This window comes from Clostridium senegalense (genome assembly GCF_018916625.1).
Taxonomy (GTDB): Bacteria; Bacillota; Clostridia; order Clostridiales; family Clostridiaceae; genus Clostridium_J; species Clostridium_J senegalense.
This window is the reverse complement of the sequence record NZ_JAHLNC010000001.1, coordinates 338,767-364,951: the sequence shown is the minus strand read 5'-3', so window position 1 is coordinate 364,951 and position 26,185 is coordinate 338,767. Positions and strand designations below refer to the sequence as shown.

31 protein-coding genes are annotated in these 26,185 nt (G+C 28.1%); all 31 read left to right on the top strand.

All coding sequences use genetic code 11. From position 1 onward, the window contains the following. Nucleotides 1–197: 197 nt before the first annotated feature. The 31 genes from KQI36_RS01870 (at nt 198) to KQI36_RS01720 (ending at nt 26,180) form a co-directional block, all read left to right on the top strand. Nucleotides 198–599, top strand: a complete 402-nt coding sequence (locus KQI36_RS01870) for a DUF1292 domain-containing protein (protein WP_010292467.1) — start codon at nt 198–200, stop codon at nt 597–599. 183 nt (nt 600–782) lie between these two features. Then, complete coding sequence (locus KQI36_RS01865; protein WP_216449419.1) at nt 783–1,424, top strand: HAD-IB family hydrolase; 642 nt, start codon at nt 783–785, stop codon at nt 1,422–1,424. Between the two features lie 14 nt (nt 1,425–1,438). Beyond that, nucleotides 1,439–2,242 carry an aminotransferase class IV gene (locus tag KQI36_RS01860; protein ID WP_216449418.1) on the top strand — a complete coding sequence of 268 codons (804 nt, stop codon included), beginning with the start codon at nt 1,439–1,441 and terminating at the stop codon, nt 2,240–2,242. A 131-nt stretch (nt 2,243–2,373) separates the two neighbouring features. Next, nucleotides 2,374–4,140 carry a flagellar assembly protein A gene (locus KQI36_RS01855; protein ID WP_216449417.1) on the top strand — a complete coding sequence of 589 codons (1,767 nt, stop codon included), beginning with the start codon at nt 2,374–2,376 and terminating at the stop codon, nt 4,138–4,140. Between the two features lie 11 nt (nt 4,141–4,151). Continuing rightward, on the top strand, nt 4,152–4,598 hold the full coding sequence (locus tag KQI36_RS01850) for a chemotaxis protein CheW (protein ID WP_216449416.1): 447 nt from the start codon (nt 4,152–4,154) through the stop codon (nt 4,596–4,598). An 8-nt stretch (nt 4,599–4,606) separates the two neighbouring features. Further along, entirely contained in the window at nt 4,607–5,095 is a 489-nt protein-coding gene (locus KQI36_RS01845) for a chemotaxis protein CheD (RefSeq protein WP_010292460.1), read from the top strand. A 25-nt stretch (nt 5,096–5,120) separates the two neighbouring features. Continuing rightward, entirely contained in the window at nt 5,121–6,170 is a 1,050-nt protein-coding gene (locus tag KQI36_RS01840) for a protein-glutamate methylesterase/protein-glutamine glutaminase (RefSeq protein ID WP_216449415.1), read from the top strand. Nucleotides 6,171–6,174: 4 nt separating this feature from the next. After that, nucleotides 6,175–6,939: a CheR family methyltransferase gene (locus tag KQI36_RS01835; protein WP_216449414.1), complete on the top strand. Its 765-nt coding sequence runs from the start codon at nt 6,175–6,177 to the stop codon at nt 6,937–6,939. Between the two features lie 11 nt (nt 6,940–6,950). Further along, a complete protein-coding gene (locus KQI36_RS01830) occupies nt 6,951–9,362 on the top strand; it encodes a chemotaxis protein CheA (RefSeq protein WP_216449413.1) in 2,412 nt (803 codons plus the stop codon). 15 nt (nt 9,363–9,377) lie between these two features. Further along, the gene (locus tag KQI36_RS01825) at nt 9,378–9,992 is read left to right on the top strand and encodes a chemotaxis protein CheC (protein WP_010292452.1); all 615 of its coding nucleotides are present in this window, start codon (nt 9,378–9,380) and stop codon (nt 9,990–9,992) included. Continuing rightward, nucleotides 9,985–10,344 (top strand): response regulator, encoded by a 360-nt coding sequence (locus tag KQI36_RS01820; protein WP_010292450.1) that lies wholly within the window; start codon nt 9,985–9,987, stop codon nt 10,342–10,344. The genes KQI36_RS01825 and KQI36_RS01820 overlap by 8 nt, the downstream gene beginning before the upstream one ends. A gap of 11 nt (nt 10,345–10,355) precedes the next feature. Further along, complete coding sequence (locus KQI36_RS01815) at nt 10,356–10,754, top strand: chemotaxis protein CheW (RefSeq protein ID WP_010292448.1); 399 nt, start codon at nt 10,356–10,358, stop codon at nt 10,752–10,754. A 30-nt stretch (nt 10,755–10,784) separates the two neighbouring features. Continuing rightward, a complete protein-coding gene (gene fliM / locus KQI36_RS01810) occupies nt 10,785–11,777 on the top strand; it encodes a flagellar motor switch protein FliM (protein WP_010292446.1) in 993 nt (330 codons plus the stop codon). Next, complete coding sequence (gene fliY, locus KQI36_RS01805) at nt 11,770–12,897, top strand: flagellar motor switch phosphatase FliY (protein ID WP_216449412.1); 1,128 nt, start codon at nt 11,770–11,772, stop codon at nt 12,895–12,897. The genes fliM and fliY overlap by 8 nt, the downstream gene beginning before the upstream one ends. Nucleotides 12,898–13,108: 211 nt before the next feature. Then, nucleotides 13,109–13,387: a flagellar biosynthesis anti-sigma factor FlgM gene (gene flgM, locus KQI36_RS01800; RefSeq protein ID WP_199868830.1), complete on the top strand. Its 279-nt coding sequence runs from the start codon at nt 13,109–13,111 to the stop codon at nt 13,385–13,387. Continuing rightward, nucleotides 13,387–13,803, top strand: coding sequence for a flagellar protein FlgN (locus KQI36_RS01795; RefSeq protein ID WP_216449411.1), 417 nt, complete (start codon nt 13,387–13,389; stop codon nt 13,801–13,803). Before flgM ends, KQI36_RS01795 begins: the two co-directional genes overlap by 1 nt. 12 nt (nt 13,804–13,815) lie before the next feature. Further along, nucleotides 13,816–15,426, top strand: a complete 1,611-nt coding sequence (gene flgK / locus KQI36_RS01790) for a flagellar hook-associated protein FlgK (protein WP_216449410.1) — start codon at nt 13,816–13,818, stop codon at nt 15,424–15,426. Nucleotides 15,427–15,438: 12 nt separating this feature from the next. Next, on the top strand, nt 15,439–16,611 hold the full coding sequence (gene flgL, locus KQI36_RS01785; RefSeq protein ID WP_216449409.1) for a flagellar hook-associated protein FlgL: 1,173 nt from the start codon (nt 15,439–15,441) through the stop codon (nt 16,609–16,611). A gap of 19 nt (nt 16,612–16,630) precedes the next feature. Then, nucleotides 16,631–17,068, top strand: a complete 438-nt coding sequence (gene fliW, locus KQI36_RS01780) for a flagellar assembly protein FliW (RefSeq protein WP_216449408.1) — start codon at nt 16,631–16,633, stop codon at nt 17,066–17,068. Next, on the top strand, nt 17,062–17,277 hold the full coding sequence (gene csrA, locus KQI36_RS01775) for a carbon storage regulator CsrA (protein WP_010292432.1): 216 nt from the start codon (nt 17,062–17,064) through the stop codon (nt 17,275–17,277). The genes fliW and csrA overlap by 7 nt, the downstream gene beginning before the upstream one ends. 15 nt (nt 17,278–17,292) lie before the next feature. Further along, nucleotides 17,293–17,697: a flagellar protein FlaG gene (locus tag KQI36_RS01770; protein WP_216449407.1), complete on the top strand. Its 405-nt coding sequence runs from the start codon at nt 17,293–17,295 to the stop codon at nt 17,695–17,697. A 19-nt stretch (nt 17,698–17,716) separates the two neighbouring features. Beyond that, nucleotides 17,717–18,106, top strand: coding sequence for a flagellar export chaperone FliS (gene fliS, locus KQI36_RS01765; protein ID WP_010292428.1), 390 nt, complete (start codon nt 17,717–17,719; stop codon nt 18,104–18,106). A 177-nt stretch (nt 18,107–18,283) separates the two neighbouring features. Then, nucleotides 18,284–19,789 (top strand): flagellar filament capping protein FliD, encoded by a 1,506-nt coding sequence (fliD, locus tag KQI36_RS01760; RefSeq protein ID WP_216449406.1) that lies wholly within the window; start codon nt 18,284–18,286, stop codon nt 19,787–19,789. 5 nt (nt 19,790–19,794) lie between these two features. Further along, on the top strand, nt 19,795–20,139 hold the full coding sequence (gene fliT, locus KQI36_RS01755; RefSeq protein ID WP_010292424.1) for a flagellar protein FliT: 345 nt from the start codon (nt 19,795–19,797) through the stop codon (nt 20,137–20,139). Nucleotides 20,140–20,778: 639 nt separating this feature from the next. Continuing rightward, entirely contained in the window at nt 20,779–21,603 is an 825-nt protein-coding gene (locus tag KQI36_RS01750) for a flagellin N-terminal helical domain-containing protein (protein WP_010292421.1), read from the top strand. Between the two features lie 88 nt (nt 21,604–21,691). Beyond that, nucleotides 21,692–22,078, top strand: a complete 387-nt coding sequence (gene flgB, locus KQI36_RS01745) for a flagellar basal body rod protein FlgB (protein ID WP_216449405.1) — start codon at nt 21,692–21,694, stop codon at nt 22,076–22,078. A 3-nt stretch (nt 22,079–22,081) separates the two neighbouring features. Continuing rightward, a complete protein-coding gene (flgC, locus tag KQI36_RS01740) occupies nt 22,082–22,513 on the top strand; it encodes a flagellar basal body rod protein FlgC (RefSeq protein ID WP_010292417.1) in 432 nt (143 codons plus the stop codon). Nucleotides 22,514–22,522: 9 nt separating this feature from the next. Then, nucleotides 22,523–22,831 (top strand): flagellar hook-basal body complex protein FliE, encoded by a 309-nt coding sequence (gene fliE / locus KQI36_RS01735; RefSeq protein ID WP_216449404.1) that lies wholly within the window; start codon nt 22,523–22,525, stop codon nt 22,829–22,831. A gap of 15 nt (nt 22,832–22,846) precedes the next feature. Then, nucleotides 22,847–24,415, top strand: coding sequence for a flagellar basal-body MS-ring/collar protein FliF (gene fliF, locus KQI36_RS01730; RefSeq protein ID WP_216449403.1), 1,569 nt, complete (start codon nt 22,847–22,849; stop codon nt 24,413–24,415). 3 nt (nt 24,416–24,418) lie between these two features. Beyond that, nucleotides 24,419–25,435: a flagellar motor switch protein FliG gene (gene fliG, locus KQI36_RS01725; RefSeq protein ID WP_010292410.1), complete on the top strand. Its 1,017-nt coding sequence runs from the start codon at nt 24,419–24,421 to the stop codon at nt 25,433–25,435. Next, nucleotides 25,419–26,180, top strand: coding sequence for a FliH/SctL family protein (locus KQI36_RS01720; RefSeq protein WP_010292408.1), 762 nt, complete (start codon nt 25,419–25,421; stop codon nt 26,178–26,180). The genes fliG and KQI36_RS01720 overlap by 17 nt, the downstream gene beginning before the upstream one ends. Nucleotides 26,181–26,185: the final 5 nt, after the last annotated feature.

The following is a 26,185-nucleotide window of genomic DNA, read 5'->3' as shown; positions in this document are numbered from 1 at the left end:
TTTGAATAAAAAAGGGTTACTCAAAGTTTGAGTAATCCTTTTTTTATATAAAACTTATATATTTTTATTATAAATAAAGTAATGCTTGTTATGAAAATTATGTATATTTTATAATATATATATTTTTATTAAAAAAGCTTTTAAAAAAGTTAAATTAAGGGTACAATTAGAATATAACCATATAGGAGGTGTTAAATATGAATGATAATAAAGATTGCGGATGCGGCTGTGGATGCGATAACAAAGAGAATGAAGTAAAACACGAAAGCTGTGGATGTAGCGGACATAGTCATGAAAACGAAGGTTGCGGATGTGGACATAACCATGAAAGTGAAGGTTGTGGATGCGGATGTGAAGATCACGAAGTTTTAACAGTTGCATTAGAGGATGAAGAAGGAAACACTATAATATGTGAGATAGTAGATGGATTCGTTTTTAATGAAAATGAATTTGCATTAGTTCAAAATCCAAATGATGGTTCAGTATATTTATTTAAAGTTGTTGGAGACGACGAAGTTGGAGAATTAGTAGTTCCAGATGATGAAGAGTACGAGGCAGCTAGAAAATATTATGAAAAATCAATTGCAGCACAAAATTAATTAAAAAAGTAAAAAGTCGTTATCAAAACGACTTTTTTATTTTATAATAATATAAAGGAAAATAATAATTAGATAGTACTTATTAACTTTTATAATATTTATAGATAGACTATTTTGAAAATTCATTTTAAAAATATTTAGTGAAAGTTATATTAATAAAATATTGTTTGTCAGGAGAAAAATATGGAAAAATTAGCTATTTTTGATATTGATTATACTATAACAAAAAGAGAAACACTTTTGGAACTTTACATGTTTATGATAAAGAAAAGTCCTAAGTTTATAAAATATGCGCCAAGAAATATAATATCCACTTTATTATTTGCATTAAGATTAAAGGATGCTGGAAAATCAAAAGAAACATTTATAAGATTTATAGATGGAATTAAAGAAGATGAAATGCAAGAGCTTGTTAAAGAGTTTTATGAAAAAAGACTTTGTAATATACTTTATCAAGATGCTATCGATATGATGAAAAAATTAAAAAAAGAAGGTTGTAAAATTTATTTAATATCCGCTTCAGCTGAATTTTATATAAATGAATTTTATAAGATAAAGGAAGTAGATAAAGTTATAGGTACTAGGTTTAAAGTGGAAAATAATATTCATAGACCAATAATAGATGGTACAAATTGCAAAGGTGAAGAAAAGGTTAAAAGATTAATGGAGGAAATAAAAAAAGAAGGCATAGAGGTGGATTTTAAAAACTCATATATGTTCTCTGATTCCTTATCGGATTTGCCTTTATTAAATTTAGTTGGAAATGGCTATTTAATAAATTACAAAAGGAAACATGATAAATTACAGATACTAAAATGGAAATAGGGAGTGTTACAGTAATGATTAAAATTTCTAATAAATATATTATATATAATGGTGATGTGAAAACTGCAGATGAATTTGAAAAAATAAAACCAGTATCATCAAAACAAATTTATGAAGTTATAAGAATTATAAATAAGAAGCCTTTATTTTTAAAAGAACATATAGAAAGGTTAATTAATTCTGTAAAAATTACAAATAGTAAGTTTGTTATAACTACGGAAATTATAAAAAATGAAATAGAAAAATTAGTAAAGGTAAATGATGTAATAGAAGGGAATATTAAAATTATATTAGATAATAGTAACAGGTATATGTTTTTTATACCTCATAGCTACCCTTCACAAGATTTATACAGTAATGGTGTAAAAACAATATTATATTTTGGTGAAAGAGAAAACCCTAACGCAAAGGTAATAAATGATACTTTTAGAGAAAGGGTTAATAGAAAACTAGAGGAAAGTAACTCTTATGAAGCTATATTAGTAGATAGGAATGGATATATTACGGAAGGTAGTAGGTCTAACATATTTATGGTTATAGATGGCAAAATTGTAACATCACCAGGTAATAAGGTGTTACCAGGCATAACAAGGATGAAGATAATTCAATGTTGTAATGAATTGGGTCTTGAAATAGAAGAGAAGGAATTAAGTTATAAACAATTAGATAAAATAGAAGGAGCATTTATATCAGGTACATCTCCAAAGGTATTGCCAATAAAAAGTATAGATGAATTAAAAATAAATTCACAAAAGAATAAAATAATAAATGATATAAAAAATAAATTTGATGAATTAATAAAAAAAGATATAAGTTAGTAATTTTTTAGGGGAATATATAAAGTAATAGGGGATTTTGACGATAATTTAGGCATGTGAAAAAATAATAAATTATTATAGTCTAAAAAATAGTCAAAAACCTCTAGGTTAACTTTAATTTGGGGGGATTTATGGTGGAAGTAAAAACAAATGGGTTAGGTGTTATAAAGGTAGAAAATAATAAAGTTTTTGTTTTAAATCCTGAAGAAGGAAAATTACCGGCTAGAATTTTACCATCACCAGATGTAGAAATAAAAATTGATAACAAAGTTATTACAGAGCCTGTAGAAGTTTTTCAAGAGAATGTAGTGGAATTTACAATTAAAAATCAAGAAAAACCAAAAAGGCATCTAAATATAGAGATATCTGAAGATAAAATAGAAGCAAAAGTTACAATAAGAGAAGAAAAATGCAATCTATATAAAATTAAGGATTCTCAGATTTCGCCAATACTAAGACCAACAATAGAGGTAATAGGAGAATTAACAGCACCTAGATATACTGAGTCAGAACTAACTATGGAACTTAATAAATTAGGAATAATTTATGGGTTAGATGATGATGCTATAAAATATTGTTGTGAAAACGATATTATAGAAAATATTAGCATAGCAATGGGGAAAGAGCCAATTAAACCTATAGATGATGAAATTAAAGCATATTTTAATGTAATGGATGAGAAAAAGTTAGTTGAAGATGACAATGGAAGAGTTGACTTTAAATCTATAGGCGAAGTAGAAACTGTAAAATCAGGTGATTTAATTGGTGAGTTGCAGATAGGTAAAAATGGAAAAATAGGCTTTAATGTTTATGGACAAGTAATTAAACCACCAAAAAGAAAAGTTAAAACCATAAAAAGTGGAAAAGGGGTAAATGTTGTAGGAAATAGAGCATATGCCACAATAAGTGGTAAGCCTTACCTCAGGAGCAACACATTTTCTGTTGAAGAGGTTTTTAATGTTGATGGTGATGTGGATATCTCAAAGGGTAATATAAGGTTTATAGGTGATGTTATAGTTCATGGGAACGTTAAAGATGATATGAAGGTTGAAAGTGGGAATAGTATAATTATTCGTGGTAATGTCTTAAGAGGGGAATTAAATGCAGAAGGGGATATAGAAGTAAAAGGTAACATTATATCATCAAATATATTAGGCGGAAATATTGGTGCAGACTACTCTAAATATATAGAACAGGTAGAAAAAATTCATGAAAAAATATTCAACCTTTGCGAGAATCTTTATAAAATAAATAGTAGCAATAATTTGGCTAATCAAATTAAAGAAAAAGACTTAATAAATGCAATTATTGATGCTAGATTTAAGAACTTTAATATGGACATTTATAATTTAATTAATTCAATGAAAAGTCAAAAGGATATACAATGTGATTTATATAAATTTATTTCCGTAAAAATGTGTAATTGTTATTTTGATAATTTCAAAACTATAAATGAAGTAACTTATATGGAAAAATTATTAAAAGCTAAAATAGAAGAATTAAATAGCAAAATATATAAAAGGTGTGATATGTATATAACTTATGCACAGGATTGTAATATTGATGTTACAGGAAATATTTATATTGATGGAAAAGGAATTTATAAATCTAATGTTAGTTCTTTAGATAGTATATATTTTATAAATGATAAAAGTACAATTAGAGGCGGAGTTATAAGTGCTGAAAATGAAATAAAAGCTAAAATAGTAGGAACACCTAATGGTGTTATGAATGTGCTGAAAGTGAAAGATAAAGGTCATATATATGTAGCTATGGCCTATTATAACACTAAATTTATAATTGGAAATAAAAAATATGTATTAGAAGAACCAAGTAAAGACATTCACGTTTATTTAGATAAAGATGATGAAATATGTGTTGAAAAATTAAAGTTATAGAGGGTGAAAAAATGAATGAAGAAATAAAGATGCTAATTTTCTCAATAGGGGATCAATTTTATGCCGAAAATATTATGGATGTAGAGAGAATTTTAATTTATGAAGAACCTACAGAATTACCTGATGCACCAAGTTTTTTAAAAGGCATTATAAATTATGAGGGAAGTATACTTCCAGTAATATCACTTTCAGATAAATTTAATAAACATGGTGAAAAAATTAAAGATGAATTAAAAATAATAGTAGTAAGGGATGAAGAACGAAAAATAGGAATAATAGTTGATTCAGTATCCGAAGTAAAGCCTATTAATGTTAATAATATTGAAGTTGCTCCAGATATAGCATCTGATATATCAAAAAGATATATTCAAGGATTAATAAAAGAAAAAGATAGGATAATAATATTCTTGTCTCTTTCGAATATATTATCAGATGAAGAAAAAGAACTTGTATATTAGGTGAAACTATGGAAAAAAAAGATATAAAGATTGGTATAGGAGACTTAAATATAGGAAAAAATCCAGATCGATTAATAACAATAGGTCTTGGATCATGTATAGGTATAGCTCTTTTCGATAAATACTCTAAAATTGGTGGACTTGCCCATATAATGCTTCCAGATAGTACTAAGTTCACTAAAATTACTAATAATCTTAAATTTGCAGATTTAGCTATACCTATATTGGTAGATAAGATGAAAAATGCAGGAGCAAATGAAAAGTTTTTAAAAGCAAAAATTGCAGGTGGAGCATCTATGTTTAGTTTTGCTGATAAAAATATGAACATGGATATTGGCGATAGAAATGCAAAAGCTGTTAAAGAAATGCTTAAAAAATATAAAATTCCAATTGAGGCAGAAGATGTAGGTGGAAATAAAGGAAGAACTATTACCTTAAATACAGAGAATGGAGTACTTCAAGTGAAAACAATAGGTCTAGGTATTAAAGATATTTAAAGTTTATTATTAGAGGTGATAGTTAATGGACAGAAAAATAAAAGTTATAGTAGTTGATGATTCCGCTCTTATGAGAAAAATAATATCTGATATGATAAATGAGCAAGAAGACATGGAGGTAGTTGCTATAGCTAGAAATGGTGAAGAACTTTTAAAAAAACTAGAGGTAATTACACCAGATGTAATTACTTTAGATATAGAAATGCCAATTTTAGATGGAATTTCTACATTAAAAGTACTAAAAGAAAAGAAAATAGCTTCGAAAATAATAATGTTAAGTTCATTAACTAAAGATGGGGCTGAAATTACTATGGACTGCCTTGCTCTTGGAGCTTTTGATTTTGTGTGCAAGCCATCAGGAGCAATTTCATTAGATATAAATATTGTTAAGGATGATTTAATAAAAAAAATAAGAAATGAAAAAAGAACGATTAAATCTATATCAATGAGAAATAAGACAAATTCAAATTTTATGGAAAGGCTTAGAAAAAAAGAAACTAACCATAAAGAGATAAATGCAGTGGTAATAGGAGCATCTACAGGAGGACCTAAAGCATTGTACAGCGTTATTACAGGACTACCTAAAAACTTAGGAGTTCCAATTTTTGTAGTTCAGCATATGCCTGTTGGTTTTACTAAAGCTTTTGCAGAAAGACTAGACAGGGGAAGTAATTTAAAAGTTGTTGAAGCTGAAGATAGAATGCGTATAGAAGAAAATGTTGTTTACGTTGCAAGGGCAGGATATCATATGGAGATAGAAGGAACTTATATAAGACTTACAGACACTTCTCCAGTTTGTGGTGTTAAACCAGCTGTAGATAAACTGTTTATATCAGCATCAAAAGTTTATGGAAGTAAGTTATTAAGTGTTGTTTTAACTGGAATGGGTAAAGATGGAGCTAATGGAACTATAGAGGTTAAAAATAGAGGTGGTTATACTATGGCAGAAGATGAGTCAACTTGCATAATATATGGTATGCCCAAAGCTGCTTTTGAAACTAATAAAGTTGATGAGGTATTGCCATTACATTATGTATCAAGCAGAATAACAAAAGTAGTTAGAGGAGTTGACTAAAGTAATGGATTTTAAACCGCTTGAAGTTTGGGTGAAAAGAGAGCTGCAAATAGATTTAACGGCATATAAGTCTAATCAATTGCATAGAAGAATCCAAAGTTTAATGACTAGAGTAGGTGCAAGTTCAATAGAAGAATATATAACAATGCTAAAAACTGATAAGATTCAACGAGAAAAATTTTTGGATTATTTAACTATAAATGTAACGGAATTTTTTAGGAATCCTGAAATTTTTGACGAGTTTAAGGATGTTATAAAAAGTAACTTGAATTATAAATCTCCACTAAAAATTTGGAGTGCAGCATGTTCTCTTGGTGCAGAGCCATATTCTTTAGCGATGATATTAGATGAAATATCACCAGGAGTTAATCATAAAATTATAGCGACAGATATTGATAACAATATATTAAACAAAGCAAAAAAAGGTGAATATAGTAGCTTAGAGATTAAAAATGTACCATCACAGCTATTAAAAAAATATTTTAAAAGTCATGATAAAAGTTATGTTATAGATGATAAATTAAAAAAAATGATAACATTTAAAAAACATGACCTTATTTTAGAAAATTATGAAAGTAATTTTGACATAATAATTTGTAGAAATGTAGTAATATACTTTAATCAAGATATAAAAGATAGAATTTATGATAAATTTAGTAGATCCTTAAAAAAAGGTGGGATACTTTTTGTAGGGGCTACGGAAAGTATATATAATTATAAGGCTTTCAATTTTGAAAAAGTATCCACTTTTATTTATAGGAAGCTTTGAGGAGGAATAATATGGATACGTCACAATACCTTTCAATGTTTTTAGAAGAATCAATGGATAATCTTCAAACTTTAAATGAAAGTCTCCTTATTTTAGAGCAAGAACCTAATGATAAAGAAAGGTTAAATGAAATATTTAGGGTAGCACATACTATTAAAGGTATGGCTGCAACTATGGGATATAATACTATAGCAGAACTTACTCATAAAATGGAGGATGTTTTATCTAAGTTTAGAGAAGGAGAATTAAATGTAACTCCAAAGGTTGTAACAGTATTATTTAGATGTCTAGATAATTTGGAGAATATGATAAACACTATTGCTGATGGTGAAGAATTAGATTATGATATATCAGATATAGTTCATCAATTAGAAGATATAGGTAATAAAAAACAAAGCGATGAAGCTAAAGAAAATGCTGAAAATGCAGAAGGAAAATCAATTGAGGCAGTTTGTGATGTAGCAAATCAACTTCAATTTAATGAGTATGATTTAAATGTAATTAAACAAGCTAAGGATTCTGGATTTAATGCGTATAGTATTTATGTTAAATTAGATGATGGAACAATTTTAAAATCAGCAAGAGCATTTGTAATAATGCAAGCCCTAGAAGAGCATGGAGAAATTATAAAAACACAACCTATCTTAGAAGATTTAGAAATTGAAGATTTTGATTTGGATATAAATTTTGCGTATATAACAAAAGAAACTAAGGAAACTATAAAAAATTTAATAGAAGACATTTCAGAAGTAAGAATAGTTGAAGTTTCAGATGTAAAAACAGATAAAAATAAAGAAGAGATTAATAGTGATTGTTCAAATTATAACTTATCAGAATATGATATGGATGTTATAAAACAAGCTAAGCAAGTTGGATTTAATGCACTTAATGTAAGTATTCAGTTAGATGAAGGAACATTATTAAAATCAGCAAGAGTATTTATAATAATGCAAGAGCTAGAGGCGCATGGTGAGGTTATAAAATCAATACCTGCATCAGAAGATTTAGAGGCAGAAAATTTTGATTATAATATAGAACTAACTTATATTACTAAAAAAACTGAAAAAGAAACTAAAGATATATTATTTAAAATATCAGAAGTGAAAAGTGTAGAAATCAGTAATATCTCAGAAAATAATAAAAAAAGTATAAAAAATTTGAAACCAAAAGAAATTACTAATAAATCAGAGAAAATAAAAGAAATAAATAAAGAAATAGAAAAAGGTAAAGATATTAAGGGAAAGAAAACAACTAACGATAAGCATAATTCCGATAAACATCCTAAGGGGAGAACAGTTGGACAATCAGTAAGAGTAGATTTGGAAAGATTAGATAAGTTTATGAATATGGTTTCAGAACTTGTGATTCATAGGACAAGACTAGAACAAATAAGTTTAAATCATAAAATACCAGAGCTAAATGAAACTTTAGAACAAGTAGCTCGAAGTACATCTGATTTACAAGATTTGGTTATGAAAATAAGAATGTTGCCATTAGACGCTGTATTTAATAGATTTCCAAGGATGATAAGGGATTTATCTATAGAATTAGGTAAAGAAATTGATCTTGAAATATTAGGACAAGACACTGAACTTGATAGAACAGTTATAGAAGAAATTGGGGAACCATTAATTCATCTTTTAAGAAATGCAGCAGACCATGGGATAGAGAGTCCAGAAGAAAGAATCAAAGCTGGTAAAAATCCAAATGGAAAAATAAAGCTTATAGCATATCCAGAAGGAACTAAGGCTGTAATAAAAGTTGAAGATGATGGAAAAGGGCTAAATGTTGACAAGATTAGAGCTAAGGCTGAAAGTGTAGGAATAACTACAGAAGGTATGAGCGAAAATGACATTAAAAATTTAATATTTAGCCAAGGATTCAGTACTAATGAAGTAGTTACAGACATATCAGGTAGAGGTGTTGGTATGGATGTAGTAAAAACTAAAATTGCTGCATTAGGAGGAACTGTAGATGCTATAAGTGAATTAGGTAAGGGAACAAGTTTTATTATAAGACTTCCACTTACACTTCAAATTATACAAGCATTACTTGTAAAGGTTGGTTCTGAAACAATGGCAATATCTTTAGGATATATAGATAGAGTTATTGAATATAAAAAGGAATTAACTAAAAAGACAAATAATAAAGAGGTAATAATTTATAACGATAATATAGTTAATCTTATAAGAGTTAATGAAAAATTAAACATTCCAGAGGATGATCATGGAAAGAAATATGTAGTTATGACAAAGGTAGGAGAAAGGGAAGTTGGTTTACTTGTAGATTCATTATTAGGTCAACAAGAAATAGTAATAAAGCCGTTTGGTAAGACATTAAAGAACTTGAATGAATATATAGGTGCTACAATTTTAGGAGATGGATTAGTAACATTAATACTAGATGTTGCATCATTGATATAAGGAGGTGCTTAAAATTTGGAATATACGAAGCTAACTGATCTCCAGTTAGATGCACTAAGGGAAGTAGGAAATATAGGAATAGGAAATTCTGCAACAGCATTATCTAATCTTTTAAATAAAAAGGTTGATATAACTTTTCCTAAAGTAAATTTAATACCTTACGAAGAAATATTTGAAAATGATGCTGAAGATTTAGCCTATGCAGTTGTAATTAGAGTGCTTGGTGATGCACCTGGAAATATGCTATTTATAATAGATGAAAATTCTCTTTTAGATATAATAAGTAGTCTTTGTGGACAATGTGGAAATGAAGTAAATGAAATGGGGCTATCGGTTTTAGCCGAGGTTGGAAATATAATTTCATCCACTTATATAAATGCCATTGCATCACTTACAAATTTGAACTTGACGCTTTCTGTACCAGCAGTGGCTAGTGATATGATAGGGGCTATACTTTCAACAACATTTATGGAAGCTGGTCAATATGGAGAATCTGTTTTAGATATTGAAACAGAATTTATTCAAGAAAATGAAACATTAAACGGGCATTTTTATTATATTCCTATGCCTGGCTCATTAGAAAAAATATTGAAATCTTTAGGAATAATGGAGGGAAATTTAAATGGCTAAAGTATTAATAGTTGATGACGCAACATTTATGAGAATGATGATAAAGGACATTCTTGAAAAGAATGGATTTGAAGTAGTAGGAGAAGCACAAAATGGAATAAAGGCTGTAGAACTTTATAAATCTGAGAAACCAGACGTGGTTACAATGGATATAACTATGCCAGATATGGATGGAATAGAAGCTGTAAAAGCTATAAAAGAATTTGATCCAAATGCAAAAATAGTAATGTGTAGTGCTATGGGTCAACAAAGCATGGTTATGGATGCTATAAGAGCAGGTGCAAAAGATTTTATAGTTAAGCCTTTCCAAGCAGATAGAGTATTAGAAGCTATAAATAAAGTAATTGGATAGGGGGACTAGCAATGCAAGTTGTTGTTTTTAGGATTGGGGATGAACAATTTGCTGTTGAAACTAGCAAAGTTCAAAGTATATGTGATATGATGAACATCACATTAGTACCCAAAGCGCCAAGTCATATAAAAGGACTTATAAATTTAAGAGGGATTATAATTACAATTTTAGATATAAACTTAGTATTAAATATGAAATCAGCTAATACAGAGGAACAAAATATTATAATATTAAATTTAGAGGATGAAGCTGTCGGTATTACAGTAGATTCAGTAGATGAGGTATTAGAAGTAGAAGATGGTTCTGTAGAAAGAGTAGTTAGTGATAAAGAAAAAGTATTTATAAAAGGTGTAATTAATTTAAAAGATAGAATTATAACTTTATTAGATTTTGATAAAATAAATATATAAAATCTACGAATATAGGAATGAGGTAGAGTAATGTCAGAAGTATTATCTCAAAGAGAAATAGATGCTCTTTTGCTTGCTTTATCTTCTGGAGATTTAGAGGCAGATTCATTAGAAGTGAAGGAAGAGAAAGTTAAAGTAAAACCTTATGATTTTAGAAGGCCTCAAAAATTTACTAAAGATCATATAAGAACTTTAGAGCTTGTTCATGACAATTACAGTAGAATAATTTCTAATTATTTAACTGCACAACTTAGAAGTAATATAAAAGTCAATGTAGAAAGTGTTCAGCAAATAACTTATGAAGAGTTTATTCACTCTATACCAAATCCTACAGTGCTTACACTTTTTAAAATGCCACCATTAAGTGGAGATATATTACTTGAAACTAATGCAGAATTTGTTCTTAGAATGTATGATGTTTTAGCAGGAGGTTCAGGTTATAAAAAACCTAAATTAAAGGAGCTTACAGAAATAGAAAAGAAACTTATTAAAGTTTTAAATAGTGGATTAGTATCAAATTTGAAATTAGCATGGGAAGATGTTTTAGATGTACAACCAGAAATTCAAGAAATAGAAACAAATCCAGCATTAAATCAAACTCTAGCGCCTAATGAGCCAGTTGCTCTTATAACATTTACTGTTGAAATGTTTAGCACTACTATGTTCATGAATATATGTATACCATATCTTAGTATAGAGAAAGTTTTAGACAAGCTTGTGATTAGATATTGGTTTAGCAATGATGACGAACTAGCAAATGAGCATAAGAAGAAGGTAAGGCATAGACTAGATAAAGTAAATGTAGATATTTTATCTATACTTGGAAAAACAGAAATAACAGTTAATGATTTCTTATCTTTAAATATAGGAGACGTTATAACTTTAGATAATAATATAGATTCACCAGCAGAGATTTATGTAGAAGAACAATTGACTTACATTGGTAAACCTGGTTTAAGTGGAAAGCAAAGAGCAGTTCAAATAATAGAATATATAAGCGAGGATGTGGAGAACGATGAGTAACGGATTTCTATCACAAGAAGAAATAGATTCTTTATTAAATGGAAATGACGCTTCACCTAAAGAGAGTGAAAAGGAAAAAGAAAAGGAAGTTTTAAGTGATATAGAAAAAGATCTTCTTGGTGAAGTTGGAAATATTTCTATGGGATCCGCTGCAACAGCGCTTTCCACCATTATAGGAAAAAAAGTAAATATAACTACACCAAATATACAAGTAAGTACTTTAAGAAAAGTAAGAGAAGGCTTTGAGACGCCAAATGTAGTTTTAGATGTTAAATTTACTAGTGGAATAATGGGTGGAAATTTATTAATAATGAAAATAAGCGATGCGGCGGTTATTGCAAGCCTTATGATGGGTGGAGATGGAAAAGTAGATGGAATTAGTGAACTTTCAGAAATAGAAATTAGTGCAGTATCTGAGGCTATGAATCAAATGATAGGTTCGGCTGCTACTTCTATGGCTACTATGTTCCGAAGAGAAGTAAATATTTCACCACCATTATCAAGTATTTGTGATGAAACAACATCACCATTATCAGAAGAAATTAATGAAGAAGAAGAAATTGCATTTATATCATTTAGAATGAATATCGAGGATTTAGTAGATAGTAGTATTATGCAAGTGCTTCCACTAGTTACTGCTCAAAAAATTATAACTATAATGATGGGAACAGAAGAAGAAACTACTTCTAAAGAAGAAAATATAGTGGAAGAAAATAACTTAAATGAAGAGATTGCAATGAAAAGTGAAAATGCTAACTATGATTATGAACCAAAATCAATAGAAACTAATGAGGAGCCTGTTCAAGTTAAACAAGCTGCCTTTAGTCAATTAAATAATAGGCCAACTACAAGTATGCCAAATAATATAGATTTAATACTAGATGTGCCACTAGAAGTATCTGTTGTGCTTGGTAAAACTAGAAAAAATATAAGAGAAGTATTAGAATTAACTACAGGATCACTAATAGAGTTAGATACATTAGCAGAAGAACCAGTGGATATTTTAGTTAATGGTAAAAAAATAGCTTACGGTGAAGTAGTTGTAGTTGATGAGAATTTTGGTGTTAAAATTACAGGCATAGTAAGTGGTGAAGAAAGAGTTAGAAGTCTTGGTAAATAAAATCAATGGTATATATTTTAAAGAGTTATAATCTATTGATATAAATAAAAGGCTGTGAATAAGTATATTAAATATATTTTTTCGCAGCCTTTTATTTTAAAAATGTTAATATTTATTTAAATTTAGTATAATTTTTTAAACTTTTTTCTATAAACTTTTAATATAAGATAACGATATAACTATTAGAATAAACACAAGGTAGGTATGAAAAATGAAAATTAATAGTACATCAAATTTTATGGCCATTAATTCATATAAAAATGTGAATAAAACGGTGGCTAAAACTAATGAAGTTTCAATTAAAGATAGCTGTGAAATTTCAAACTTAGGAAAAACTTTAAATACTATGGCTGCAACTGATTTAAAAGAAGCCTCTACTGAAAGAATTGAGAAAATAAAAGCTCAAATCAAAGAAGGAACTTATAAGGTTGATAGTAAGTTAGTAGCAGAAAAAATCATAGAACATTTAAATGGGAGAGAATACTACTAATGAATAATAAATTGAATGATATTTTAATTAAGGAAAAACAAGCTATTGGAGAAATTTTAAATTTATTAGAACAACAATACAATTTAATAGTTAAAGATGATGCTTTGGGGTTGGAGTCAATCATCGCTAACATTGAAAAATCAAATAAAGAAATTGCAATAATTGAAATGGAAAGAAGAAAAATTACAAAAGGAAGATCTATGAAAGAAGTAATAGATGAATATAAAGATAAAGAATTAGAAAAAAATTATGATGATTGTATTATGCTTTTAGAGGCAACAAAGATGCAAAAAGATAGTAATAGCATTTTGTTAAAGCAAGCCCTAAATTATACTAATGCAATGATTAATATGTTAAAACCACAAGATAAAGGTGCCATAAACACTTATAATTCTTATGGGAAAATTAGAAGGTAGCGAGGTGATAAAATGTCAGGTTTGTTTGGAACAATGCAAGTATCTAAATTAGGTATGCTTGCACAACAATCTGCTCTTAACACTACATCACATAATATGTCTAATGTAAATACTCCTGGATATTCAAGGCAACATGTTATTTTATCCGCTAGTCGTCCTATAACACTTGCAGGTCCAGGTCAAATAGGAACAGGGGTAAATGTAGTAGCTATAACAAGAACAAGAGATACTTTTTTAGATTATCAAATTAGAAGAGAGTCTAGTAATCTTGCTGATTCAATAGCTAAAGAAAAATATTTATCTGAAATTGAAGGGATATTTAATGAGCCTAGCGATACAGCTATATCAAAATTATTGTCAGAGTATTATGATGCGTGGCAAACATTATCATTAAATCCAGGAAAATCAGAAGCAAGACAAGTAGTAGTTCAAACAGCTAAACAATTAACAGATTTATTAAATCATACACATAAACAATTAGAAGACACTAAAGGAAATTTAGAAACAGAAAAAAAACAATCAGTAGAAGATATAAATAATTTATTGGATCAAATAAATGAACTTAACAAAGAGATAAAAAAGGTTACTTTTGCCGGAAATAACCCAAATGATTTATTAGATTCTAGAGATTTATTATTAGATGAATTAAGTACAAAATTTGGTATTGATGTTACTTCAGAGAATCTTAATGGAATAAAATTAAATGCTGATGGAACAGATATAAATTTAATACAAAATACAGAAAAAGATCCTAAATATCATCTAAAATTTGATGAAAAATCTGGTAGTTATCAATTTGTTCAGATAGATGATAAAGGTAAAGAAATAACAGAAGATAAAGATAAAAATAAAATAGATCCAATTGATTTTAAGCCATCAGCTGGAACAATAGGTGGATTACTAAAATTAGATGAGAAAATACAATCTAATATAGATAAATTGAATAACTTAGCAAAAACTATAGCATTATCTACTAATGCAATACATTCAGATGGTGGTGGAAATAGAAACTTCTTTGCAATAAAAGATAAAGACGGAAATATTATAGATAAATATGTTAAAGATCCTAATACGGGAGATTTAATTGCTGAGTCAGGAAAAGAATTAAATGCAGGAAATATAACTATAAATGATGATTTATTAAAAGATCCTATGCTTTTAAACGTAAATACTAGTTCAACTAGTGGTGGAGAAGATGGTGATAGAGCCTTAGTTATAGCACAGCTTAGAGATATGAAATTTATAATTGATGATGAAACAAAAGGTGTAAACAAAGATACTACATTAGAAAAATTTAAAGAAAATAATGGTTATAACAAAGGAATTACTTCGGAAGGTATTGTAACTTTTGAAAATAATAAAGATGGTGCAAGTGTAGAAGGATATTATAAAGGTATAATAAATACATTAGGTATTGAAGCTCAAGCTGCTAAAAGAGATGTTGCTAATAAACAAATGTTATTAGGTAGTTTTATTGAGAAAAGAGAGTCTACATCAGGAGTTTCTATTGATGAAGAAACTATAAATTTAGTTCAGTTTAACCATGCTTATCAAGCAAATGCAAAGATGATATCCACTGTAGATGAATTATTAGATGTAGTAATAAATGGATTAAAACGTTAGGGCGGTGGTTTTATGAGAATAACTAACAAAATGATGTCAAATTCGTTTTTGGCAGATATGAATGTAAATTTAAATCATATGAAACGTAAACAAGAGCAACTTGATACAGGCAAAGAATTTAAAAGACCATCTGATAGTCCATTTAAAGCAGCGCGTTCTATGCAAATATACAGTGAAATTTATGCAAATGAGCAGTATAACACTAATATAAATCATACTATAAACTGGTTAGATACAACAGATAGTGCATTAGATAATTTAGGTAAGTCTTTAAGTAGAATAAGAGAGCTTATGGTTTCAGCTGGAAATGGTACTTATGATAAAGATGAGTTAAAAGCAGTTAAAGATGAGATATCAGAGAAAGTAAATGAAATTTCTCAAATATTAAATACTTCCTTTGATGGAAAATATATTTTTGGTGGAACCCATGGTGATAAAAAACCTACCACTGTAGATGAAAATGGAGAACTTATTGCTGGAACCATTGGAGATAATTTAAAGGTTGAAATCTCTTCCGGAGTTGTTATTGAATATAGTGTTAATGCTAATGAATTTTTAAACTTTAAAAATCAAACTTTAAAGGATAAAGATAACAATGCTGTGAAGCTTGATGCAAATGGCAACACTCTACGAGTAAATGATTACTCATATTTAATAGATGGAAGTGGTAAAGAAATTGAGTATAATGGAGGATTTATTTCAGTTAGTAATGACGGAAAACTTACTGATAAGGATGGTAAGTCGTTAAAAGTAGATAAAGATACTGGAAAGTTATTAAAAGAAGATGGAACTGAAGCTGGAATAATTATAGATAATAAGATAACTACAACTAAAACTTTTTCTGATGATACTTTAAGTGGTTTATTAAAAGACATAATAAAGGATTTAGGAGAAGATGGAGACATATCCAAAGTTAATAATGGGGACTTAGAAAGATTAGATAGTGCAATTAGCAATCTTTTAAGTGTTCGTTCCAAGGTTGGAACTTTTCAAAATAGAATGAAAGGTGCAAAAAATGTAAATGAAGATCAAAATATAAACCTTAAAGCGATATTGTCTTACAATGAAGATATAGACTGGGTGGAAAAGAGTATGGAGATGGGAATGATACAAACTGTTTACTTAGCATCTCTTCAAACAGCATCTAAAATATTACCACCATCTTTATTAGACTTTATAAGATAATGAACAAGGAGTAAAAATTATGGAACTAAAGACTAAGTATCATGGCATTATAAAATATGATGAAGATGAAATTATAACTTTAAGTGATGGTCTTTTAGGATTTGAACATTTAAAAAAATATATAATATTTTCACTAAAAGATAATGAAGATTTTAAAGTTATTCATTCACTTGAAGATGAATCAGTAGGCATAGTTATTATGTCACCGTTTTTAGTAAGAAAAAATTATGAGTTTAATTTGAGTGAAAAAATAGTGTCTAAATTAAAGATTAAAAATGAAAAAGAAGTAGCGGTTTATACTACAGTAACACTAAATTCAGATATAAATAAAATTACAACTAATTTAAAAGCCCCTATAGTTTTAAATATAAGTAGCAATCTTGGAAAACAAATTATAATAGATAATGAAAGTTATAATATAAAGGAACTACTATTTAAGGAGAATTTAAAATGTTAGTTGTAAGTAGAAAAAAAGGGGAATCTATATTAATAGGTGAAGATGTTGAAATCGTTGTAGTTAAACTAGATAATGGGTCAGTAAAATTATCTATAAATGCACCAAAAGATGTTACAATCCTAAGAAAGGAATTGAAGGATGCTGTAACTATAGAAAATAAAAATGCAGTCTCAGTAGATACCTCAATCCTTGGAAAGTTAAAAAAATAATTAAGAGGTGTAAACATGGAAGTTGGAACAATGAAAATTGTAGATAACAAGGAAGTAAACTATAATAAATTAAATTCTAACAAAAAAAAAGATGCTAATTTAGTAGAACAACAAGACAAAGCTTCAGATATTCAAAGTGAAAAAAATAAAGGTATTGGTTTAAATGATAAATATAATTCAAAGGAAAATATTGAAGAGAAGAAATTAAAAAATGCTGTAGAAAAATTAAATGTATTTTTAAAGGAACATGATTCCTATGTAAAATATGAACAGCATGAATTTTTTAGAAATACTTTTATAGTAAAAATAATGGATAAAGAAAATGATAAAGTAATAAAAGAAATACCACCTAAAAAAATATTAGATATGGTGGCAGCTATGTGTGAAATGGCAGGAGTTCTACTAGATGAAAAGGCATAGGTAAAAGGTGGGTTAAAGGATGAATTCTTATGCTAATGGATATAATGCTTATAAAAATAATAGTATAAATTACGCATCAAAAGAGCAATTATTACTAATGCTTTTAGATGGAGCAGTAAAATATGCCAAAATAGGAAGACAAGCAATATTAGACAAGGATATAAAAAAGAAGCATGAAAACTTAGTAAAAACTCAGGATATATTTTATGAGTTAATGATATCATTAGATAGAAGCACAAATCTACAATGGATAGATGGTTTATCATCTGTATATGAATTTATAAATAATAGATTAATGGAAGCTAATATAAAATCTGATATAAAGATAATGGATGAGATTATACCACTTATAGAAGATATTAGAAGTATGTGGAATGATGCATATAAAATAGCAGCTAAACAAAGATAAGTAAGAAAATATAAATTAACATATACATTGAACTTTTGTAAATATGTTAATTGTATTAGCTAAGAGGTATGTGGGGAATAAAAACTAATTTATTCCCTATATTGTTATAGGAAAACAAGTTTATATTTAAGTTTATTCATTAAATTTACAACCTATAATTTTAGAGAGGTGAAATATATGAGAATAACAGGTATGGCAACAGGCATGGATACAGACACTATGATAAAAGACATGCTTAAACCACAACAGCTTAAAATAGATTCAATGAAGCAACAACAACAAATAGTACTTTGGCAACAGGAAATATATAGAGATATTATAAAAGATGTTCATGGGTTAATGGGTAAATATTTTGATGTTTTAAATAAAGATACGTACTTACTATCTTCAGAGTCTTTAAATAGTTCTAAAGTTAAATGCAGTAATGAAATATTAAACATATCAGCAAATTCAGAGGCTAAAGAAGGAACATATAAAGTTAATGTAGAACAACTTGCAACTAATGCTAGTTTTAAAGGTGGAAAAGCTGATGTAGATACGTCAACAGAAATAGGTGAAAATAAAACATTTGAATTTCAGATTAACGGAAGTACAGAAACTATCAAAGTTGAAGCAACTGCTGATATGAAAATTGGTGATTTAGCTAAAGCTATATCAGAGAAAAGTAATGGTGAAATAAAGCTTGAATATAGTGAAATTACTGAGAGTTTTGAACTAAGTACATCAAAAACAGGGGTCAATTCAAATTTAAAAGTTATTAGTGGTGGAGAGTTTCTAAAAGATAAACTTAAACTAAATGTTTTAGCCGATGATGGAACAGAGAATATAGCAAAAGGTGAAAACCCATCTTGTAAAATAACACTTCCTAATGGACAAAGTGGATATATAAAAAGTGAAACAAATAAATTTTCAAAAGATGGAATAAATTTTGATTTAAATGGAATAAATACTGATTTAAATGGTAAAGTATCTAGCGAAGATGGAGATTTCACTATAACTATAACTAAAGACAATGGTAAAGCAATGGAAACAGTTAAAAGCTTTATTGAAGATTATAATAAACTAATAGATAAGGTTAACAAACTTAATACAGAAAAGAGAAATTATAGTTATAAGCCTCTTACAGATGATGAAAAGAAAGATATGAAAGAGGAAGAAATAAAAAAATGGGAAGAACAAGCTAAAAAAGGTATATTAAAAGGAGATAGTTATCTTAAGAACATGATGTCAGAGTTAAGAATGGATATGTTTGGAGATAAGGATACTTTATTTAGTATAGGCATAGAAACATCTGATAATGTGCGAGAAGGTGGAAAACTTGTTTTGGATGAAGATAAGTTTAAAAAAGCTTTAAATGAAGATTCAGAAAAAACATTTAATACTTTCAAAATAGGAATGGAAAAAGTAGATACAACATTTAAAAAGTATGCAAGTACAAGAATATTAGGTGATACTGGAAATAGAGGATTACTACTAGAAAAAGCTGGAATTGAAGGTAGTGTAACAGATAAGAATAATATTTTAACTAAAAGCATATTAGATAAAGAAGATATGATAAAAGAACAAGTAAAGAAAATGAATGAAATGGAAAATAGATATTATCTACAGTTTGCTCAATTAGAGAAGGCTATGAACTCATTAAATTCTCAAATGAATTGGTTTACACAGCAGATGGGTAGTTAAAATACATGGAAAATTTACTTGAAAGATGTTCTTTTATAAATCAAGAAATGATAAAAAGTCTTAGTGAAGACATTGAAAATGCATCTTATGATAATATAGAAAATTTAATTATAGAAAAACAAAGGATAATAAATAAAATAGAAAGCTCTAATGTAGATAAAGAAAGATTAAAAAGTGTTATATGTAAATTAAATTTATTAGAGGATGAGAAAAAGATTAAAATTTTATTTAACACAAGAAAAGATGAAATAAAGGATAAGATAAAAATTATATCAAAAAATAAAGTAGCTAATAATCAATATAATAAAGATTTTTATAGAAATTCTTATTTCATAAATGAAAAAGTCTAAATTTAAAGCAAAGTCTACATAAAAAGTTTATGTAGACTTTAATTTTTTTATAAAATCTCATAAAAATATAGAAGTTATGATATTTTTTGATAAATATATGATAATTTTGTATATATGTTACAATTAAAGTGCATTTTGTGACAAGTTTATTGAAAAAGCAAATTTAAAAACTTAATATAGAAGTAAGAAAAGTGTTTAAGTTCTAATAAACAAGACAACCTACCTTGTTTAATATAAACTATAGGGTTCCAAGTTGACTTTTAAAATTAATTATTCTAAAACTTGGATACCCAAAATAGTGAGACATGATACTATCCAAAAATGTGTTTATAAAAATCAACCCAAATTTAATCATAATGCTATAGTGACGCTATCAACATTATAGTATTATGATTTTAGAATTAGATAATATATAAGTTGAAATTTTTGCTTGATTTACTTATATATTAATACCCAATATTAATATAATTCGTATACTATCATTAAGAGATTAAAAGATAGTATATATATATGAAATAGATCTAAATTATTGAAAAGTTTACTAAATACTTATGTAATTGTCTTTATATAAGAGTGTGGTAAACTATTTGTTGTATACAGTATTTAAAAATAATAAATTAAGAATATGGAGTGAAGTAGATGAGATTAAATCATAATATGTCAGCTCTAAACATATATAATGCCTATTGTAAAAATTTATCTAAACAAAATGCAGCTATGAGTAGAATTCATTCAGGATTAAAAGTTGCAACAGCTAAGGATGATCCTAATAAATTGTCTAGTAGTGAGCATATGAAAATACAAATAAGATCATTAGAAATGGCATCAAGAAATACACAAGACACTATAAGTATGTTACAAACTGCTGACAGTGCATCGCAAAATATATCAGATTCATTAATAAGAATTAAAGAGCTTACTATACAGGCAGGGGGGACAGGCTCTGAAGAAGATAAGAAAATAATACAAGAAGAAATAAATTCTATATTAGAAGGAATTGATGATATAGCTAAAAATACAGAAATAAATGGTAAAAAGATATTATCATCAGATAAAGGAATATTAGTTCAATGTGGTAGTAATGCCGGTGAGCAAACTACAATCCCCACAAGTGATTTAAGTTCTTCAGGGTTAGGATTAGATGGAAAAGTTAAAGTATTAACTACAGAAGAAATAAATAAGTCTATAGATACAATAAATACTGCTATAAGTAAATTAAACGATTGCAGAAGTAAAATGGGAGCTATATCAAATAGATTAACTAGTAACACTGAAATGTTAAATGAATTATCATTAAAAACACAAAATGCGGAGAGCTCTTTAACCGGTGCAGATATTAGCGAGGAAATTATAGAGTATACTAAAAATAATGTTCTAGTAAATGCAGGATTATCACTTATGGTTCAGGCAAACAAGCTTCCTCAAGATGTGTTGAACATTATTGGAAATATAGGTAAAAAATAAAGAATTTAAAGTGAAACTATATATAGGCAAATAAGTTTTAATCCTTGATGTAATTTTCAAGTTAAGTGTATAAAGAGGAGGGATAATGTTGGGAATAGATAATGTTACATATAATTTAATAAAAAAAGGAATGGATGTAACGACTTTAAGTGGAAAAGTTATAAATAATAACATAGCAAATGTAAATACAAAAAATTATAAAAGAGAATATGTTAATTTTGATGAAGCACTTAAAGAGGAAAATTCAAAAAATTATGAATTAAAAAAAACTAGCAATAAACATATGGGGTTTTCTGCAGAAAATATAGAAGTGAAAAAAGACAATAAATCTAGTATGAGAGAAGACGGAAATAATGTGGATATAGAAAGTGAAATGACTAGTGCAGCATCAAATAGTTTAATGTATGATGCATTAGTAAAACAAGCTAATACTAGATTTAACATGAGAAGTACAGTGATAAAAGGAGGTAATTAATAGATGGAAGCATTTAGAGGTATGAGAATAAGTGCTAGTGGTCTTTCGGCAGAAAGATTAAGACTAGATACAATAACATCTAATATAGTAAATGCAAATACTACAAGAGGCGTTGATGGAAAGCCTTATGTAAGAAAAATTGCAACCTTTGAAGAAAATTTACAAAAACAGATAGATAAGTCAAATGGGAATATAGAGCTAAAACCAATGGGAATTAAAGCAGTTGGTGTTGAAAATGATAAATCTCCATTAAAAAAAGTTTATGATCCATCACATCCTGATGCAGATGAAAAGGGATATGTAACAATGCCTAATGTAAATATATTAAATGAAACAGTAGATTTAATTGCTGCTTCAAGAGCTTATGAAGGAAATATAACAGCATTAAATACTCAAAAAAATATGATATCAAAAACATTAGAAATTGGAAGATAGGTGAATTTTATGGTAACAAACGAATTTGTTCCCGGCGTTAAGGTTTTTAATGAAGGGATAAAAGGAAATATTGAGAATAAGAATGAGCAAAACAATGTAGGAAGTAGTTTTTCTGAAATGTTAAATTCGGCTTTAAATAAGGTTAATGAAACACAAGTAAAAGCAGAAGAAGAAACAAATGGTTTTATAAAAGGTGATGTTAATTTACATGAGGCAATGGTTTCAGCAGAAGAAGCTAGATTGACATTAGAACTAGCAGTTCAAGTAAGAAATAAGCTTATAAATGCTTATGAAGAATTTAATAAAATGCAAATATAGTAAGGAGTGCACAGAATGAGTAAGCTATCTGAGAGCTTAAAAGAGCAAAAAGATAAAATAAAAGAAATGAGCAAGGCTAAAAAGATAGCTGTAGCTATACTTACCTCCGTTGCTATAATAACTGTAATAACGATGTCAGTACTTGCTTTAAAACCTAAATATGCAGTATTATTCTCCAAAATGACAGCAGAGGATTCAGGCGCAGTAATAGAAAAATTAGAAGAAAAAAAATATAAATATAAAATTCAAGGGGATTCAATTTTAGTAGAAAAGAAAAATGTAGATAAGTTAAGAATGGAATTATTATCACAAGTATCTTTTAAAGAAGGTAGCAATGGTTTTGAATTGTTTGATGAGAAAAGTTCAGTAGGTTCTACGGATACAGAAACTAAGGTTATGTATCAAAGAGCATTAGCTGGAGAATTAGAAAGAACTATAAAATCTTTTGAAGAAGTGGAAAATGCAAAAGTTAATTTAGTTATACCAGATAAATCTGCATTTATAACTAAACCAACTCCAGCATCGGCATCAGTAACACTATTAATGAGCAAAGGCAAGCAATTATCTGAGGATCAAGTAAAGGCTATTGTTTCATTAATTTCAGGAAGTGTAGAGAACCTTCCAAATGAAAATGTAACTGTTGTATCTGACGATTTTAAATTATTAACAGAAGGTCTTTATGATGAAAAAGGTGAAAATAAATCTATTAATTCTACTGAAAAGCAATTACAGGCTAAAAAGCAATTGGAAGAAGAATATTCGAAAAAAATAATGAATGTACTTGAACCTATATATAAAGACAAAGTTAGAGTATCTGTAAATGCAGAATTAAATTTTGATGCAGTAGAGCAAAAAAGCGTGGATTATGGTAAAGAAGGCGCAGTTGTAAGTAACCATGAAGTTGTTACTACAGAAAATGATAGTGGTAACACATCAGGTAGTCCAGTAGATAATAATATGAATAACACTCAGAATAATGAAGAGAAAGAAAAGGGAGTTACGCATAAAGAAAATACTACAAATTATGAGCTATCTAAAAAAGAACAAACAGTTATTAAAGCACCAGGAGAAGTTCAAAAATTATCAGCATCTGTAGTAGTAGATGGTAAAGTAGATGCTCAAGCAAAAAATGCTATAAGAAATCTAGTTACCGAGTCTATTGGATTAGATAAAAAAAGAGGAGATTCAGTAACTGTTGAATCATTAGATTTTGATAACGCAGAAAAAGAAGCAGCTCAAAAAGAATTAGAAGATATGAAAAAACAAGAAGCTGCTGCGAAAAGAAACAAGGTTATAGCTATGGTAGTAGGTGGAGTTGGTGCGCTTATAGCAATTTTAGCAATAATTTTAGCAGTTAAAAAATCAAGGGGAGAAGATGAAGAAGAGTATGAAGATGAGGATTCAAACTTTGATATTTTAATCGGAGATGAAGTAAAACCAAAAGAAGTTTTTGAAACTTTAAATTTAGACGCTAAAAATGAAAATGAGCATGTTACAGGTGAAGTTAAAAAGTATGCAACTAATAAGCCAGAACAGGTAGCAGATGTTGTTAAATCATGGTTAGCAGATGATGAAAGGGGATAATTTATGGCTAAAGTAGAGAAATTGACCGGTGTTCAAAAAGCGGCAATATTATTTATAACATTAGGGCCTGAAGCATCTTCAGGAATTATAAAAAGGCTACCAGAAAAAGATATACAAAAGGTAACTTATGAAATTGCTAACATGAGCTCAGTATCGTCACAAGAACGAAAGGCTATATTAGATGAATTCTTAGAGATGAATAAGGCTAAAGATTATATTTTAGAAGGTGGAATAGAATATGCGAGAAATCTTTTATCTAAAGCATTAGGAACTCAAAGGGCATCAGAAATACTAGAAAGAGTTACAGAAGCCACACAGCAATATAGACCGTTTTCTATTGCTAGAAAAGCTGATGCAACTCAACTTATGAATGTTATACGTAATGAACATCCTCAAACAATAGCGTTGATACTTTGTTATCTTCAACCGGATAAAGCAGGACAAATAATGTCAGAACTTCCGCCTGAACTTCAAGCGGAAGTTGCCTATAGAATAGCCACTATGAACACTATATATCCTGTGGTTATTAAGGAAATTGAAGGAGTGCTGAATGATAAGTTATCTAATATAATCCACAATAGTGAAAGTACTATTGTAGGAGGTGTTCCTTCCTTAGTAAATATATTAAATCAGGTTGATAGAAGTACAGAAAAAAATATTACAGAAGCTTTAGATCATGAAGATAGTGAACTTGCAGAAAAAGTTAAGGAATCTATGTTTGTATTTGAGGATATTATTACTCTTGGAGATCCAGTTATTCAAAGGATATTACGTGAAGTGGATAATAAAGAATTATGTCTTGCTCTTAAGGGCTGCTCTGAAGAAGTTGCAAATGCCATATTTAAGAATCAATCTAAGAGAGCAGCTGCTACACTAAAAGAGGATATGGAATTCTTAGGTCCAGTAAGGCTTGTTGAAGTTGAAAAAGCTCAACAAAAGGTTGTTGCAATAATAAGAAGATTAGAAGATGCTGGTGAAATACAAATAGCAAGAGGTGGAGAGGATGCAATCATCTTATAATATTATTAAAAATAAAGATGTTATAACAGAAGGAAAAAAAGAAATCTCTGCCATTAATTTCAAACTTATGGATAAAGAAAAAGAAAATATAAAAGAAAATAAGGAAACTATTAATATAGTTAATAATGATGAACTTTTAAAAAGTATGGAAAATATGGCTGATAGCATTATAAAAAATGCTCAAATAAAAAGCGACAAAATTTTAGTTAAGGCATTAGAAGATGCTAAAGAAATAGAGAATAATGCTTTTGAAAAAGGAAGTTTAGAGGGATATAATAATGGTTTTGAAAAAGGCTATAATGACGGAATGGAAAAGTCTTTAAATGAGGGTGCTCTTATAATAGAAAGTGCTAATGAAGTACTTGCAAATGCTAAAAAAGAATATAAAAAGTATGTTGAAGAAAAAGAAGAGCATTTTAGACAGCTTGTTTTAACTTCTGTGAATGAAGTATTAAAAAAGGAATTAAGTAATGCTGAGGCATTAAATAATATTGTTTATGATATTCTTTCAAAAGAAAAAAATGAAAACTATTTTATTATAAGATGCAACTGTAAATATAAAAATTCATTAGAAGATGAAAAGCTTAATATGATTAACAGGTTAGCTTTTAATGGAGATATATTTATTGTAGAGGATAACTCACTAGAAGATGGAGTTGCCATTATAGAAAAAGAAAATGGAAAAGTTGAAACTGGTATTGATTATATTATGAGTAAACTAAAAGAATTAATTATGGAAAGATAGCTAAA